Origin of the sequence: Yersinia sp. FDAARGOS_228, from assembly GCF_002073315.2 — a bacterium.
Lineage (GTDB): Bacteria > Pseudomonadota > Gammaproteobacteria > Enterobacterales > Enterobacteriaceae > Yersinia > Yersinia intermedia.
In genome coordinates this window covers 2,493,433-2,509,551 of sequence record NZ_CP020409.2, presented here as the reverse complement: position 1 = coordinate 2,509,551, position 16,119 = coordinate 2,493,433, and the positions used below count along the sequence as shown (strand labels likewise).

Sequence of the window (16,119 nt, the reverse complement as noted above, 5' to 3'; positions counted from 1 at the left end):
TACGGATACCAATGCCGCACCACCGCCTTGTGATATTGAGTATCAGAGTCATTACTTTGTCTTAATATTCAGATAATCTGCCGCCCATAAGTGTATAGGGGTGAGCTAACAACCCTGTGGCACGAAGTAAGCTTCCATGTTTTGCTATAAAGTATTAGCTTAACGCTTGATACCCTTTTTCCCGTTGGGGAGTTGCAGATGTCCGGCACATGCACTGTTAGGTTTCACTTCACTCCTTTTGTCCGCCTGGAGGTGACTTAATGGACTTAGCCTTGTTTGATCTCGATGAAACGCTGATCAGCGATGATAGTTCTGGCCTTTGGCTCCGTTGGCTGGTTGATAAGGGGTTGGCCCCCAGCGAACTGGCAGAACAAGAACAGTATTTGATGAAACAGTACTATCAGGGGCAACTGTCGATGTCCTGTTATATGGAGTCGACCTTGTCGCCTTTGATAGGCAAGCATACGGCTGAAGTTGCTGGCTGGGTTGAGCGTTTTATCGAGCGTGACATTCTGCCTCGGATTTATCCGCAAGCCAGGAAACTACTGGCCTGGCACCGTGATCGCGGGGATTATATTGTGATTATTTCAGCCACTGGCGAACACTTAGTAACCCCGATTGCGCAGCATTTCGCGGCCAATGCGGCATTATCTATCGGTGTTGCGGTGGAAAATAACCGCTATACCGGCAAGACCTATGGCACGCTGACTTACCGTGAAGGCAAAGTAGAACGGTTAAAACAGTGGCTTATGGCGTCACCTGAGTTAGATTTTCAGCATACCTACGGCTACAGCGACTCAATTAATGACAAACCGCTGCTGGAATATGTCGATCGTGCGGCGGTGATTAATCCCGGTACTGAATTAGTGGATTTGGCGATTCTGCATGACTGGGATATCCACCATTGGCAACGGCGTTAAATACCTTTGCTCTGAGTGGATTGGTAGATAAAAATCAAATAAATAGAGGGGATTATATGTTGACTGTTTGGGGCAGGAATAACTCGACCAATGTCAAAAAAGTACTTTGGTGTTTGGAGGAACTGGGCATTAGCTATCAGCGTATTGATGTCGGCGGGCAATATGGCAAGCTAAACGATCCCCTTTATCGTTCAATGAATCCAAATGGTCTGATCCCTTGCCTGCAAGATGATGATTTCATCTTGTGGGAATCCAATACTATTGTCCGCTATTTGGCCGCACAATATGGCGATGGAACACTCTATTTACCTGATGCGCGGTTACGTGCAAGTGCAGAGAAGTGGATGGATTGGGCCACCTCCAGCATGGCGGAGCCGTTTAAAGCCGTGTTTATCGGGTTGGTACGCACACCACCAGAACAGCAGGATAAAGTGAAAATTGCCCAAGGTATGACACAACTCAATACCCTGATGGCGATTGCCGATCAAGCGCTTGAGAAACAAGCCTATCTGTCTGGTGATAAATTCGGTATCGGGGATATCCCGTTGGGATGCCTGGCCTATGCCTGGTTTAACCTGTCTATCGAGCGCCCACCACTGCCGAACGTGGAACGTTGGTATCACAGTGTGTCACAACGCGCCGCATTCCAAAAAGTGATTGATATTGGTTTGAGTTAATTATGCAGGAGGAGCCTCAAAAGGCGCCTTAATCCCGAATCACTTACGCAGTCAAGTGATTCGGGTGAGTGAACGCTGCTAACAACCCTGTGGCTTCAAGGACAAAGGGAGATTAGAAATCGTAGCTGGCACCAACCATATAACGACGCCCATCCAGCACTTTATCGTTAACTTCGATATCCACTCGTTTATCTAGTACGTTATACACCCCGCCCATCAAACGGAACTCTTTGGTTAGTTGATAGTTAGCCCCTAAATCGACAAAAGTATAGGATGGTGTGCTCGCTCCCATACTGGTGCGGCTGAGGTACTCTGAGGTTTTGCCACGGTAGTTGGCACGTATCCAGGTAGCCAGTTCTTCGCTTGTTTGCCAGTTGAGTGTACCGTTCAACATGTGCTTAGGCATCTGGTTCAACGGTTGACCAGAGAATTGCCCGCTTTTCTGTTCAGATTGTGTGAAGGTGTAGTTAGATGTCAGTGACCAGGCTTTATTGATTTCCCAACCGAAGGTCGCTTCCACACCTCGGGTCATGGCTTTATCCACGTTGGTACGATCACTAATAAATTTATAGTTAGTACCATTGATCATACATTGGCCGGATGCATTGCCCGTGGTATCGGTACAACGGCGCACCTCGGTGATTTTATCTTTAAAATCAGTATTAAACAGTGTAACACCGGCATTCATACCGCCCTGATCATCCCACAGCACGCCAATTTCCTGGCTGAGACTTCTTTCTGGTTTCAGGTTGGCGTTGCCGATAATGATGGCCGGATCGCCACGGCCCCCGGTGATTTGCCCCCAGTTTTCTGTTGCCTGGCGCAAATCAGGTGAGCGATAACCACCGGATACCCCGCCCTTTAATGTCCATTGTTCGGCCAAATGCCAGACACCGTATAACCGTGGTGTCCAGTGAGTACCGTAGTTTTCGTCCTGATCCATACGGACACCGCCGGTCAACGCGAAATCATTGGTCATCTGCCATTCGTCTTCAGCAAATAACGCCCAACTCCAGCGAGTTAATTTAGTCAAATCTTTGGCGGAGGCTAATTGGTTACCTTTGTCGCTCAACTCTTCATAGCGATACTGACCGCCAAGAATTAAGGTATGGCTATCGAACAGGAATGAGGTTTGGCTATTAAAAAGATTATCAACACTCTTCATGTTACGTGATGGGTTACGGGTTTCATCTCGCTGAACATAACTGGTGGAATTACCGAAATCATAATAACCGTGGTGGGTAACTGCATAATTATTACGGTCATATTGCACATCACTGCTTTTACCGTTTAAGGCGACTGAACGCCCGGCAGTTGAGTTTCTGTCCTGCACATAATGGCCGATATCAAAATCAAACTCGTTTTGATCATCAGGGGTCAATGTAAATGTCGCCGCACCGTTTCTCAGGCGCTGCTCATTGTAGCCATCGACTATCTTATCTTCGCTACGATGCGAGAGAAGCCCGCTAACTTTTAATCCCAGCAAGCCATCAATTAATGGGCCAGAAGCGTAAGCATTAGTCTGATATATATCGCCAGAGTCTGAATTTTCCTGCAAGGTGGCATCTGCGCGCACCGTGCCATGCCACGCTTTACCCACCTTACGGGTAATAACGTTGATCACCCCCCCCATGGCATCCGAACCATATAATGAGGACATTGGGCCACGTACAACTTCAATGCGCTCAATGGCGGCAAGTGGTGGCAGCCAGCCTTGCTCAATACCGGAACCGTCGCTGTTAGGGCGAGTGCCACGGGTATCAACACGTTTACCATCCACCAGAATCAGGGTGTATTTAGCAGACATACCACGAATACTGATATCACTGTGGCTACCACCACCGGTGACAACAACGCCGGGAACATCTTTCAACGCATCGGTAATATCACTGTAGGCTTTATTTTCAATCTGCTCACGAGTAACCACAGAAATAGACGCCGCAGAGTCTTGGATACGTTGTTGAAAGCCTGATGCCGTAACAACCATCGTGTCAGTTGTCGTGGGGCTTTTTGTTTCAGCGGCAGATGCCTGAGATGAGATAATTGCAGCTATCACTAATGCCGCACTGTGAGATTTTCTAAAACCCTTATTAACCTTAACCATTACACGATCTCCATGAGGTGTAAATTTATCCACAACCTTTTCCGCCAGCGATTTTTACTTGCAGTAATGCCGCCTGGCGGGCAGGTGAAAATTTATTTTTATAAATGTCGGCAATAGCTCACTACAGCAGAAATATCGCTTCCGGCTCTTTCTGCCGAATTATTATTTTATGAACCCTGTTACAACCAAAATATATCCAAGTAGTTAGCGTCACGGATAAATCGCGCCCTTCAGTGCTCACATAAGTAAGTGAATCAGGTGAACGAACATCGCTAACAACCCATGGCTTAAAGTACCAAGCCTATATTATTACCGGTAACATCGGCCTTGTTGCCTTTACCAGCACAGCCAAAGCACGATGACCTGTCGTTAGTGTGCAGCCTGGCAACAGGCTGATACTTAAGCCTTTGTCCATACTCCGTGACAACAATTGCACCCTCATCCCCTAACTCTTCCTTATAAGATGGCGCTAACAATAAAACAAATGATAATACTTATCAATAAGATTACGATAAGCAATTTAATGTAATTCGATGTAAATGCTTATTTTATAATATTATTTAATCAATAAGCCTGATTACCACTTCCACTCAGAAGGAGAATAAAGGGAAATTAGCGAAATTACCTGCTCAAATAATAACCAACCTACAACCAAAAAAAAGGGCGATAAGATTATCGCCCTGCCATCACTATGGCTTAATTTCGACTGCGACTAAAAGCTAGTCAGAAGTCATCACCGGTTTTGTCGGCTCAAGATTATCTTCACTGTCATCACGCCATTTCGGGAATTCCATCTCTTGGTATTTGATAACCTTAGTACCACGACTCAATTTATAGCCGAACCAAATCACCAGGAATAATGGAATACCAATATAGGTTGCAGTCACGCCATACCAATCAATGCGGTCTTGTAGGAAGGCCTGATAATTCTGCCCTAAGGTAATAATCAAGCACAGTACGAAGGCAAAAATTGGCCCTATTGGGAAGAAACCGGACTGATACGGTAAGTCGTTCAAGTCACGGCCTTGCATCATATAACCACGGCGGAAACGGTAATGGCTGATAGCAATGCCCAACCAAGCGATAAAGCCTGTCATACCTGACGTATTAAGTAACCACAGATACACGGTCTGGTTACCAAACATTGAACTTAGGAAGCACAATCCAGCAACTACCGTGGTGGCATACAGTGCATTACGTGGCACTCCCCCCTTAGACAGCTTGGCAAAGATACGTGGCGCTTTACCTTCTGAAGCCAGAGTAAACAACATACGGGTTGAGGCATACATCCCCGAATTACCGGCTGACAAAACGGCCGTCAGGATAACCGCATTCATTACTGCTGCCGCTGACAACAAACCTGCATTCTGGAATACCAGCGTGAATGGGCTAACACTGATATCTTTAACATCATTGCGTAACAGACTTGGATCGGTATACGGAATAATCAGGCTGATAATCAAAATGGCAAAGATATAGAACAGCAGAATACGCCAGAACACCTTGCGCACTGCACGCGGAATATTTTTGCCTGGATCTTTTGATTCACCAGCCGCAATACCGATCAGTTCAGTGCCCTGGAAGGAGAAACCAACAATCATTGCCACACCAATCATCGCCGAGAAGCCACCCGCAAAGGGGGCATCGCCGATGGTCCAGTTGTGCCAACCTGCACTCTCACCGCCTTTCATAATGCCGCTAATCATCATTACACCAATAATGATGAAAATAATGACCGTGGTGACTTTAATCAGTGAGAACCAGTACTCCGCTTCACCAAAGCCTTTTACTGATATGTAGTTCAGTAAAAACATCAGGGCGAGGAACAGCGCACTCCAGATCCAGCCGGGAGCGTCTGGGAACCAGTAATTCATTACCAATTGTGCCGCGACCAAGTCAACAGCGATAGTAACGGCCCAGTTATACCAGTAGTTCCAACCAAGGGCGAAGCCGAAGCCTTCCTCAACGTATTTGGAACCGTATGTTGAGAATGAGCCTGATACCGGCATAAACGCCGCCAGTTCACCAAGACTGGTCATCAGGAAATAAACCATCAGGCCAATCAATGCATAGGAGAGCAATGCTCCACCTGGGCCTGCTTGCGATACCGTTGCCCCGGAGGCAACAAACAAACCGGTACCAATAGATCCACCGATAGCAATCATGGCTAAATGCCGTGATTTAAGCTCCCGGCGTAAACGCTGCGCACCCTGCTGCACTGGGATTTTAGTATTTTGCTGAGTCATTCTTACCCTAATCCACCCTTAAAAAATAAGGCGGGATTGTAACAAATCCCACCGACTCGGATAGTAACAATGCGCTGATATAAGATACCTTCATGATCCCGGTGCAATTATTAGCAAAAGCTCATTCGCCAGTAAAAGCCTCGCCCTATCGGATATTCTTGCCGCAATAGCCAATATCATTGGTGCAAAACGCTTAAAATCCTTCTCCCTACAGGGGTAACTCGCTCTCGGCTAATGCTGCGGTTCAGACCTCTTCCTGGCAGTAGCTGAGAAAGCGTTGCAAGGCGTTAGAGATATGTTTTTGCCGATGATGAATCAGATATAAGGTGCGTATCAGTGGCGGCAAAGGAATATTGAGTGCGATCAGTTCACCGCTAGCCAGTTGATCGGCAATCACCCGGCGCGACAAGCAACTGATCCCCATGCCATAACGCACCGCCCGCTTAATCGCCTCTGAATTACCCAGCTCCATAACCAATTTGAAATGTGGTAATTTCGCCAACAGTAAGTGATCGAGCACTTCGCGGGTGCCAGAACCGCGCTCTCGTAGGATCCAAGCCGCATCGGCCAGTTCTTCCAATGCCAGCATTTTGTGGCATAGCGGATTATCCGGGGCCGCAAACACCACCAACTCATCCTGTTGCCAGGCTTTGGTCATCAGTTCCGGCATATGGCACGGCCCTTCAATCAGCCCCAGATCACCACGAAAATCTGCCACTGCTTCAATCACATCCTGACTATTACCAATATTCAATTCCAACGGTGTGTCAGGAAAATCACGCCGGTATTTAGCAATCATGCCCGGTAGCATATAGTTGCCAATAGTGCTGCTAGCAGCAATCCGCAACGCACCTAAGTCTTGCAAAAAAAGTTGTTCTATTTCAATTGCCTGATCCAGCAATGCCAATGCTTTGGGATAAAGCAACCGCCCATGCTCATTGGTGACTAAACGCTTACCGACCCTATCAAACAGTTGCACCCTCAATTGCCCTTCCAAATCCGCCAACGCAGCGCTGACTGCCGATTGTGAAAGCGCGAGCACAACCGAGGCTTGGGTCGTAGACCCGCTTTTTAGCACCTCAGTAAAGACTTCAAGTTGACGTAAGGTTATGTGCATAACGGTCTCTGTAGTAAAAAATGGAGGACGCTATCATCACTCTGTTCGTCAGTGACTGGATGAAACGAGCTGCCTAATTAGTTGTTAATACAATAACTGACGGACAAAAGTGTACCCAATAGATTTCAAGATGCAGGCGGGTAGCAAGCAAGAGAACCCTCGATTAACCTACACCAGTAAGTGATTCGAGTAAGCGAGCACAGCCAACACACCTGCAACGTGAAAGATAGCGGGTATATAGCCTCTATTACCGTATAAGACTAACACCTTTGAGCAAAATCGGGAGGTTATCGGCGGATGAAATTAAGCAGTAAGAATACTATTCATTATCATCTGAATAAAAGAATATGCGATAAATAATCGCCACTACGGCACTGATAACCGCGTTTAAAATCAACCAGATAAATAATAAATAGCTGAACGTTTGAGATAAAGGAATCCTACGTTCACTCTTGAAAGGATTAAAATGTGGCAAGGGAGCGATATGGAAAGGATTCAAGTTATATAACTTGAAAAAATAAGCGAGTAAATAAGGAGGTGTCAATAAATAAATAAGTGAGGCAATCACTAATATCACCCACAGTGACTTTTCATGTTTTACTTTCTTCATTTCACAACTGAGGTCCTTGTGTTTAGGGGGTAGCCATCGCCTGTTCTCATTTCCATTGCGCATATCATACCAAATTTCAGCATCATTCACGCTACACCGCTGAAACACAGCGACACATCTATAAAGGCATAATCTGGCGTTGGGCGCAGTCATCATCTCACTTACCACTTATATCGATTAATTATAAATATATAATGAATTTATCTATTATGAGTAAAACCATTAAACTGTGCGCAATCTTGGCAGAACACAGGAAACAAACATGGCGACTTCTCATACTAAAGAACTCCGTCGAGCACATCAGTTCCCCCTAAGCCGCTATATTGCGGGCTTGGTGTTAACCGGCGTGATTACCGGCTTGGCACTCAACGTGGGGGATATGCCGTGGTTTATCAATATGGGATTGGGGGCACTGACGCTGGCCATTCTGTTTGGCATCGTGGTAGGTAATACCTTGTACCCGTGGGTACAACCGGCCTGCTCAGACGGTGTGGTCTTTGCCAAACAGCATTTACTGCGACTGGGTATCATTTTGTATGGCTTCCGGCTGACCTTTCAACAAGTGGCGGATGTGGGGGCTACCGGTATGGTTATTGACCTTTTAACGCTCAGTTCGACCTTTGTGCTGGCATGCTGGTTGGGTAAACGGGTATTTGGTCTGGATCAGCAAACCGTGATGTTAATTGGAGCCGGTAGCAGTATTTGTGGCGCTGCAGCCATTATGGCTACCGAGCCGGTGCTGAAAGCCGATGCCAGTAAAGTGGCGGTTGCTGTCGCTACTGTGGTGATTTTCGGCACGCTCGCCATTTTTGTCTATCCGTGGCTGTATCAACTCAACCTGCATTACCAATGGTTGCCATTTAGTCAGGAAACCTTTGGTATTTTTGCCGGTTCAACGATTCATGAGGTCGCACAAGTAGTTGCCGCCGGGCATGCCATCGGTGATCAGGCTGAAAATGCCGCCGTGATTACTAAAATGATCCGCGTGATGATGCTGGCTCCGTTCCTGTTGCTACTCTCAGCTTATTTGGCGCGTTGCAACATCAAAACCCGTGGTGAAAAACGTGAAAAAAGTGCCATCACTATTCCTTGGTTTGCGGTGATATTTATTCTGATGGCCGGTTTTAACTCACTGAATCTATTACCTGCGGCTTGGGTGAGCCATCTCATTACGCTGGACACCATATTGCTGGCGATGGCAATGGCGGCTCTCGGATTGACTACACATGTGGGTTCCATCCGTCAGGCCGGTGTAAAACCATTATTATTGGCACTGCTACTGTTTGTCTGGCTGATCGTCGGTGGGACCGGCATCAATTTGCTGGTTCAGCATATCGCTGCATAAAGTATCTAACTTCAGGGCCGTTCGCGGCCCTTTTCTTTTCCTTGCGACTTCACCCATTCAATCATGACGTTATCAGTGCCATAATGGCCCGATTATCAAAGGAGAATGGAATGAAATTTGTCGGTGCACATGTCAGCGCAGCAGGTGGTGTAGACCAGGCTGTGATTCGGGCGCACGAACTTGAGGCCACTGCCTTTGCCCTGTTTACCAAGAATCAACGTCAGTGGCGTGCCGCCCCACTGGCTGAAGATGTCATAGAAAAGTTTAAACAAGCTTGCGAGCTATACGGTTATACCTCCGCTCAAATTCTGCCACATGACAGCTACCTGATTAACTTGGGTCACCCCGTCACCGACGCGCTGGATAAATCCCGCGAAGCCTTTATTGATGAGATGGCCCGCTGCCAACAACTGGGCCTGTCATTACTCAATTTCCATCCCGGTAGCCATTTACTGCAAATTGATGAAGATAAGTGTCTGGCACGTATCGCCGAATCCATCAATATGGCGCTTGATGTTAGTGAGGGGGTGACGGCCGTGATTGAAAACACCGCCGGTCAGGGCAGTAATTTGGGGTTTAAGTTTGAGCATCTGGCCGCCATCATTGATGGGGTAGAAGATAAGAGCCGCGTCGGCGTCTGCATTGATACCTGCCATGCTTTCGCTGCCGGTTATGATCTGCGCACAGAAGACGATTGCGAACATACCTTCAAACAACTTAGCAATATCGTCGGGTTCCAGTATCTGCGCGGTATGCATCTTAATGATGCAAAAAGCGAATTTAACAGCCGAGTCGATCGACACCACTGTCTCGGCGAGGGCAATATCGGTAAAACCGTCTTCAGCTATATTATGCAAGATCCCCGTTTTGATAATATCCCGCTGATTTTAGAAACGGTCAATCCTGATATTTGGGCTGAAGAGATAGCCTGGCTGAAGTCACAAGCTGAACTCACAAGCTAACGTTTAGCTGACTGGCATTTAGCCGAATCACAGTGAGTAAACATAAAAAAAACCGGCACATAAGGCCGGTTTTTTATGGGTGAAACTTATGATGCCAGGCTTATGCCGCTTTTGCGACCACGACATCAGCGCGTTTCAACATCGCATACAGACCACCTGCCAATACCGTACCGGCAATGATTGCCACCAGATACAGCAGCACTGGATGAATTGCGCCAGGGATCAGTAACACGAACAAACCGCCGTGTGGGGCCATCAGTTGTGCACCGAATGCCATAGACAGTGCACCTGTCAGCGCACCACCGGCGATACAGCACGGCAAGACACGCATCGGATCACGGGCGGCAAACGGAATTGCCCCTTCAGAGATAAAGCACAGCCCCAGAACCAGTGCAGCCTTGCCCCCTTCCTGCTCACCTTTGTCAAACTTGTGACGTGCCAACAGTGTTGCCAGCCCCATCGCCAGCGGAGGAACCATCCCTGCGGCCATGATAGCGGCCATCGGTGCGTAAACAGAAGAACTCAGGAGTGCCACACCAAACGCGTAGGCGGCTTTGTTCACCGGCCCACCCATATCGGTACACATCATGGCACCGAGGATAGCCCCCAACAACACGGCATTGGCGGTACCCATGGATTGCAGCCAGTGAGTCAGACCTGCCATGATTTTTGCCACCGGCGTACCGACCACATAAATCATAATCAAACCCACTATCAGGCTGGCAACCAGTGGAATAATCAATATCGGTTTAAGTGCTTCCATACTTTGCGGCAAGCGCAGTTTAGTGCTGATTGCTTTCGCCACATAACCGGCCAGGAAACCGGCGATAATACCACCGAGGAAGCCCGCCCCCGTACTCACTGCCAACATACCGCCAATCAAGCCTGGGGTCAGACCCGGACGATCAGCAATTGAGAATGCAATGAAACCGGCCAGAACAGGCACCATCAACGCAAAAGCAGAACCCCCGCCTATTTGCATCAAGGCCGCAGCCAATGTGCCTTTCACTTCAAAGGCTTTAATACCGAACACAAATGACAGAGCGATACACAAGCCGCCAGCAACTACCATTGGCAACATGTAAGACACGCCCGTTAACAGGTGACGATAAGGACCACCGGTTTCTGTTTTTTTAGTGCCAGTACTGCTGCCGGTTTTTGGCTGATAAACTTCAGCTTCAACCAGCGCTTTATCCAGCTCTTGTACGGTTTTCTTCAGTGCCAAACCTGTCGTGGTGCGGTACATCGGTTTGCCAGCAAACTTATCCAAATCCACTTCAATATCTGCAGCAACAATCACCAGATCTGCCGCAGCCACTTCTTCTGGTGTAATCGCATTACCAGCACCAACGGAGCCTCTGGTTTCTACCTTCACCCACCAGCCACGTTTTTTCGCTTCACTTTCAATGGCTTCAGCAGCCATAAAGGTGTGTGCTACGCCTGTCGGGCAGGCGGTAATAGCGACAATACGTTTCGGGCCAGCCACCGTGGTAGTCGCAGGTGCGACAGCAACCGCAGCCTGATAGGGCTTAGCCTGCGCAATGGCTTGCGCCAGGAAAGCGTCAGGATCGCGCACTGCTTTTTCCACATCACCGATATAGAGTTTTTTACCGTTCAGCGCACTGTCAGCCGGGGCTGATTGCCCAGCGACGATCACCAGCTCTGCATCGGTGGCATTCTCAACCCAGCTCAGTCCTGCTTTTGCCGCCGCAGCACCCAACATCAGTGTCGCAAGGTGGCCTCTGGCCTGCCCGAGCGAACTGTCTATTATTAGTAGCGTTTTCATTTCGCCTCCAGGGATTAATTAAAGGGTTTTAGGTCGACTTTTGCCATCATGGCTGCCAACTGCGGGCGATCCGTAATACCAACATTGCTCTGACTCACGGCCAAAGCAGCAACTGCTGTTGCCAGACGCAGCGTGTGTTCGCTGGACTCGCGCATTAACAAACCATAAATCAGACCACCGACCATCGAGTCACCAGCACCAACGGTACTGACCACTTCGCAGGCAGGTGGTTTTGCCAACCAGGCACCCGACGCATTGACCCACAACGCCCCTTCGGCCCCGAGAGAAATCACCACATGGGCAATTCCTTGATCACGCAAAGCGTGCGCAGCATCGACCACATCACCCAATTCAGGCAATGGTCGACCCGCCCAGATTTCCAACTCACGACGATTAGGTTTCACCAACCAAGGTGAGGCTTTCAGACCTGCAACCAATGCTTCACGGCTGCTATCGAAAATAATGCACGGACATTGACTGCGCAGGCGCTTCATCCAATCGGTAAAGTCATCAGGGTTAACGCCTTCAGGCAAGCTGCCACTGACCGCAACCATATCGAATTGCCCCAACCAGCTCAGCGAGTCAGTTACAAAACGATCCCAATCCGGTTTATTGACTTCAAAACCAGAGAAGTTGAAATCTGTCACTTCGCCATCTTTTTCCGTCAGTTTGACGTTAATACGAGTACGGCCCGGCACCACCTGAAAGCGGTTAGCGATGCCCAGTTCGCTGAATAACAGTTGAAAACCGTCTTGGTTATCTTTACCCAGGAAACCACCAACCGTGACATCAATCCCTAAGTCTTTCAGCACTTTGGCAACATTGATCCCTTTACCCGCAGCATGTAAACCGGCAGTTTTCACCAAGTTAACTTCACCGCGTTCAATTTCAGGGCAAAAACCCACCAGATCGTATGCCGGGTTCAGCGTGATAGTTGCAACTCTTCTGCTCATGCTGCACCCTCGCCCAAGCCAGCGGCGATAGCTTCACCGATAGCATCTAATGCTGCTTGTGCATCTTCACCACTGGCGGTAAAGCGCAGGCGATTGCCTTTTTTAACCCCTAAAGCCACAACTTTCATCAGACTACGTCCATTAGCGGGTTTACCCGTACCGTCCAGATTGGTCACGGTGATTTCACTGGTAAACTGTTTGATTGTATTGACTAAAATCGTCCCTGGGCGCGCATGTAACCCGTGTTCATTGCGGATTGCAAACTCAGCGCTTAATACTTCATCCTGCTCGACATACTCACTGGTGAGCAGCGCCAACAAGGCGGCGGCATCAGCCTTCAGCAACGCGTCAGCTTTTTTCGCTAACAATAAGTCACTTAAATAATTTAATACCGACAGCGGTTGATCATCAGCCACAGAGAGCGTCAGCAACAGAGCCACTTTTTCACCATGGTGCTCAAATGCAGTGACCGGGCGGCTAACTGTAGCAGCACTGACCAAATTGCCTTCGGTACTGTCGCTCAGCCAGATACCCTGCCCCAAATTGAGTGGCTCACGGGTAATGACATCGCTAACAAAACGGGCATCTACTGCGCCGATTTGTTGCAAACGACCGGCATTCAGCGCTTGCAGCGTGATTAGATTGTCAGCCGCCACATCGACTGCGATCAGCGACGTGTCGAAATGGAATTCAGCGGCCTTTTGCTCACCCATCAGCAAACTGCGTAACTCTTCAGCCGAGGTGGTTTTCGCCAGGCGCGCGGCAACGGCGTCATCACTTAAAACGTGGGTAAGTTGGCGTAACAATGACAGATGTTCATCTGAACGCGCAGCAATACCGATAACGATATAAGCCGTTTGATCCTCACCCCATGCAATACCCTGCGGGAATTGGAAAACCTGCACACCGGTGTTCAGCACCAGGTCGCGGGTATCAGTGGTACCATGTGGAATGGCAATGCCATTACCCAGATAAGTCGAGGTTTGCTGCTCGCGGGCCAGCATGCCATCAACATAAGCGGCGGCAACACAACCGGCCTGAGTGAGCGCAGCGGCAACCTGAGTGATAGCTTCTTTTTTGCTGTCTGCCTGGGCAGCCAGATGGATATCTTGCGTAGATAACTGGAACATAAGTCTCCTCTCTTGCTGAAATTGAATCGTTTCAGCTTTAATGAGAAAAAGGAGCGTTACCCTTTATCATCTGGTGACGAGATAACGCTGAAACGTTTCAATCAGTGTGTTTCCAGCGCAGAATATATGCAAGTTTTCTGCTTCTATTCTTGATGGATTTTTGACAGCCCGCACATTTTCATGGTGAATATAACTCTGTCAGCAGTAAAACAGCCACAATAGCTGATGCTTGCTGACCTTCATTTAACAGGAGTCCGTACAATGTCCGTTGCAGTCGGTGTGGGTGTCATTATCGTTAATCAGCAAGGTGAGGTATTACTGGGTAAGCGTTGCGGTCAGCATGCCCCTTATTGGTCGATTCCCGGTGGACATATGGAGGCTGGAGAGTCTTTTGAACAGGCGGCGAAGCGCGAAATAGCTGAAGAAACAGGCTTAAATATCAAAGAGATGAATGTTATCGCGCTGTGCAATAATATCGCCACTTGGCGTGAAGAGGGTAAACATACCGTTTCCGTTTGCTTGCTGGCACAACATACCGGCGAGCAACCAGAGCTGAAAGAGCCTGACAAGTGTCAGCAATGGCGGTGGTGCAATCCACGGGAATTGCCCGAACCCCACTTTGAAGCCAGCCGTCATGCCATCGATTTATGGTTAAATAAGCAGTTCTATTATCCCTTCGACTAAAAACTAGCGCTATACCCGTCATACTTCAAGCTGCATGTGTGTTGGCTGCCATCACTCACCCAAGTCATTGAGTTATCTCAACTCCTTGGGTTCATTTCGTTGCCGCCTTCCTGTAACTTGAATTATTTAGGGTATATAACAAAGTATATAACCCTTTAATTCAGAGAGTTATTTGTGCTATAGCGCTAAAACTGACTCATACCTCGCATTTATATTCAGCAAATCTGAACTAATATCGCTAAATACCTCCAACGGGTTAGTCATCAGCACCAAATCTCCCTACAATAGACCTACTTATTTTATGGGGAAAACTTATCGCTAGTGAATAAGCGTCTGCTGGTAGATTATCTGGCTTTTTTGGGCATTAAGGCATTGGATAACGTCGTTTTACCAATAACTATTAGATATATTAAGTGGGGAAAATTATGAGCAAGAAACAAACTGGTTTCGCTAAGCGACGCCGGTGGGGATGGTTATGGCTCCTGCTGATTGGCATCATTATCGGTGCTGCACTGTTAGCGGGTACCGCCACTGTTTTTCATAAAACCAGCGACACCGCGTTCTGCGTGTCCTGTCACACCATGCAACAGCCACTGGCTGAATATCAAGGCAGTATTCACTTCCAAAACACCAAAGGCATCCGAGCTGAATGTGCTGACTGCCATGTGCCTCACGAGCCACTCGATTATCTGTGGACCAAAATCCGTGCGGTCAAAGATATCTATGGTGAAGTGGCTGGCACAATCAATACACCTGAGAAATATGAAGCCCATAAACTCGCGATGGCGCAGTCGGTATGGAAAACGCTAAAAGAGACTGACTCGGCGACATGCCGCTCATGTCACAGCTTTGATGCGATGGACATCACCGGGCAAAGTGCTGAAGCCCGCATTCAGCATCCAGTAGCGATTAAGAAAGGTGAAACCTGTATCGATTGCCATAAAGGTGTGGCCCATATCCTGCCAGATATGAGTGAGGTGACCCAAGCGGGCGCAGCTGAATTGGCAACGGCGGCAGCACAAACCCCTGCAACAGCGACCACCTTATATACCATCGCCACCGAACCCTTCTTTATGCATGCTGGCGACAGCCATAACGCCGGTAACCTGATGCCTTCAACACAAGTTGAAGTGGTAAAACAACAAGGTGATCAGGTGCTGGTTGATGTTAAAGGCTGGCAACAAGATGGCGTGGCAGAAGTGTTCTATGCCGCACAAGGGAAACGTATTCTGAGCGTATTACTGGGCGAAGATGCACAAAAAGCGCTGAAAACATTGAACACGCAGACCGATGCAGAAACCAAGCTGGTTTGGCATCAAGTTGCACTACAGGTGTGGTTACCGAAGAAACAACTCGTTGATGATCAACAAAAAATTTGGCGCTATGCCGCTGATATGATGTCGGCCAACTGTACCGGTTGCCACGGTTTAACCGCACTGGATCGCTTTAACGCAAACCAATGGATTGGGGTAATCAAAGGCATGGCACCACGCACCTCCCTGACTCAGGAACAGTTGCGTGTAATGACACAGTATGTACAAAAACATGCCAGTGATATGCCGGCCAAGCTGTAAATAAGAGGCGA

Annotated in this window: 13 protein-coding genes; 6 read left to right on the top strand and 7 right to left on the bottom strand. The window is 48.2% G+C overall.

Annotation, left to right across the window (positions count from 1 at the left end; genetic code table 11):
• Positions 1–260 precede the first annotated feature (260 nt).
• Positions 261–920 (top strand): HAD family hydrolase, encoded by a 660-nt coding sequence (locus tag A6J67_RS11535; RefSeq protein ID WP_005192032.1) that lies wholly within the window; start codon positions 261–263, stop codon positions 918–920.
• A gap of 56 nt (positions 921–976) precedes the next feature.
• Complete coding sequence (locus A6J67_RS11530; protein WP_005192033.1) at positions 977–1,597, top strand: glutathione S-transferase; 621 nt, start codon at positions 977–979, stop codon at positions 1,595–1,597.
• 112 nt (positions 1,598–1,709) lie between these two features.
• Here A6J67_RS11530 and A6J67_RS11525 read toward each other — a convergent pair whose 3' ends face one another.
• From A6J67_RS11525 to A6J67_RS11510, 4 genes are all read right to left on the bottom strand, one after another.
• Positions 1,710–3,701 (bottom strand): ligand-gated channel protein, encoded by a 1,992-nt coding sequence (locus A6J67_RS11525; protein ID WP_005192034.1) that lies wholly within the window; start codon positions 3,699–3,701, stop codon positions 1,710–1,712.
• Between the two features lie 719 nt (positions 3,702–4,420).
• The gene (locus A6J67_RS11520; RefSeq protein ID WP_005192036.1) at positions 4,421–5,947 is read right to left on the bottom strand and encodes an amino acid permease; all 1,527 of its coding nucleotides are present in this window, start codon (positions 5,945–5,947) and stop codon (positions 4,421–4,423) included.
• 244 nt (positions 5,948–6,191) lie between these two features.
• Entirely contained in the window at positions 6,192–7,064 is an 873-nt protein-coding gene (gene yieE, locus A6J67_RS11515; RefSeq protein WP_005192038.1) for a DNA-binding transcriptional regulator YeiE, read from the bottom strand.
• A 319-nt stretch (positions 7,065–7,383) separates the two neighbouring features.
• The gene (locus A6J67_RS11510; RefSeq protein WP_226719345.1) at positions 7,384–7,764 is read right to left on the bottom strand and encodes a hypothetical protein; all 381 of its coding nucleotides are present in this window, start codon (positions 7,762–7,764) and stop codon (positions 7,384–7,386) included.
• A gap of 172 nt (positions 7,765–7,936) precedes the next feature.
• Between A6J67_RS11510 and A6J67_RS11505 the strand changes: the two genes are divergently transcribed.
• Positions 7,937–9,019, top strand: coding sequence for a YeiH family protein (locus A6J67_RS11505; protein WP_042568253.1), 1,083 nt, complete (start codon positions 7,937–7,939; stop codon positions 9,017–9,019).
• Between the two features lie 110 nt (positions 9,020–9,129).
• Positions 9,130–9,981 (top strand): deoxyribonuclease IV, encoded by an 852-nt coding sequence (nfo, locus tag A6J67_RS11500; RefSeq protein ID WP_050297067.1) that lies wholly within the window; start codon positions 9,130–9,132, stop codon positions 9,979–9,981.
• A 100-nt stretch (positions 9,982–10,081) separates the two neighbouring features.
• Here nfo and fruA read toward each other — a convergent pair whose 3' ends face one another.
• Genes fruA through fruB form a run of 3 tightly spaced genes read right to left on the bottom strand, consistent with a single transcriptional unit; the run spans position 10,082 to position 13,850 of the window.
• Positions 10,082–11,767: a PTS fructose transporter subunit IIBC gene (gene fruA, locus A6J67_RS11495; protein ID WP_050074063.1), complete on the bottom strand. Its 1,686-nt coding sequence runs from the start codon at positions 11,765–11,767 to the stop codon at positions 10,082–10,084.
• 14 nt (positions 11,768–11,781) lie between these two features.
• Entirely contained in the window at positions 11,782–12,720 is a 939-nt protein-coding gene (fruK, locus tag A6J67_RS11490) for a 1-phosphofructokinase (protein ID WP_032907860.1), read from the bottom strand.
• Positions 12,717–13,850: a fused PTS fructose transporter subunit IIA/HPr protein gene (gene fruB, locus A6J67_RS11485; RefSeq protein ID WP_005192062.1), complete on the bottom strand. Its 1,134-nt coding sequence runs from the start codon at positions 13,848–13,850 to the stop codon at positions 12,717–12,719. Before fruB ends, fruK begins: the two co-directional genes overlap by 4 nt.
• A 261-nt stretch (positions 13,851–14,111) precedes the next feature.
• On the opposite strand from fruB, the gene A6J67_RS11480 reads away from it, so the two are divergent.
• Together A6J67_RS11480 and A6J67_RS11475 are read left to right on the top strand one after the other, a co-directional pair.
• Positions 14,112–14,534 carry a nucleotide triphosphate diphosphatase NUDT15 gene (locus tag A6J67_RS11480; RefSeq protein WP_050085026.1) on the top strand — a complete coding sequence of 141 codons (423 nt, stop codon included), beginning with the start codon at positions 14,112–14,114 and terminating at the stop codon, positions 14,532–14,534.
• A 425-nt stretch (positions 14,535–14,959) separates the two neighbouring features.
• Entirely contained in the window at positions 14,960–16,108 is a 1,149-nt protein-coding gene (locus A6J67_RS11475; protein ID WP_032907996.1) for a NapC/NirT family cytochrome c, read from the top strand.
• Positions 16,109–16,119: the final 11 nt, after the last annotated feature.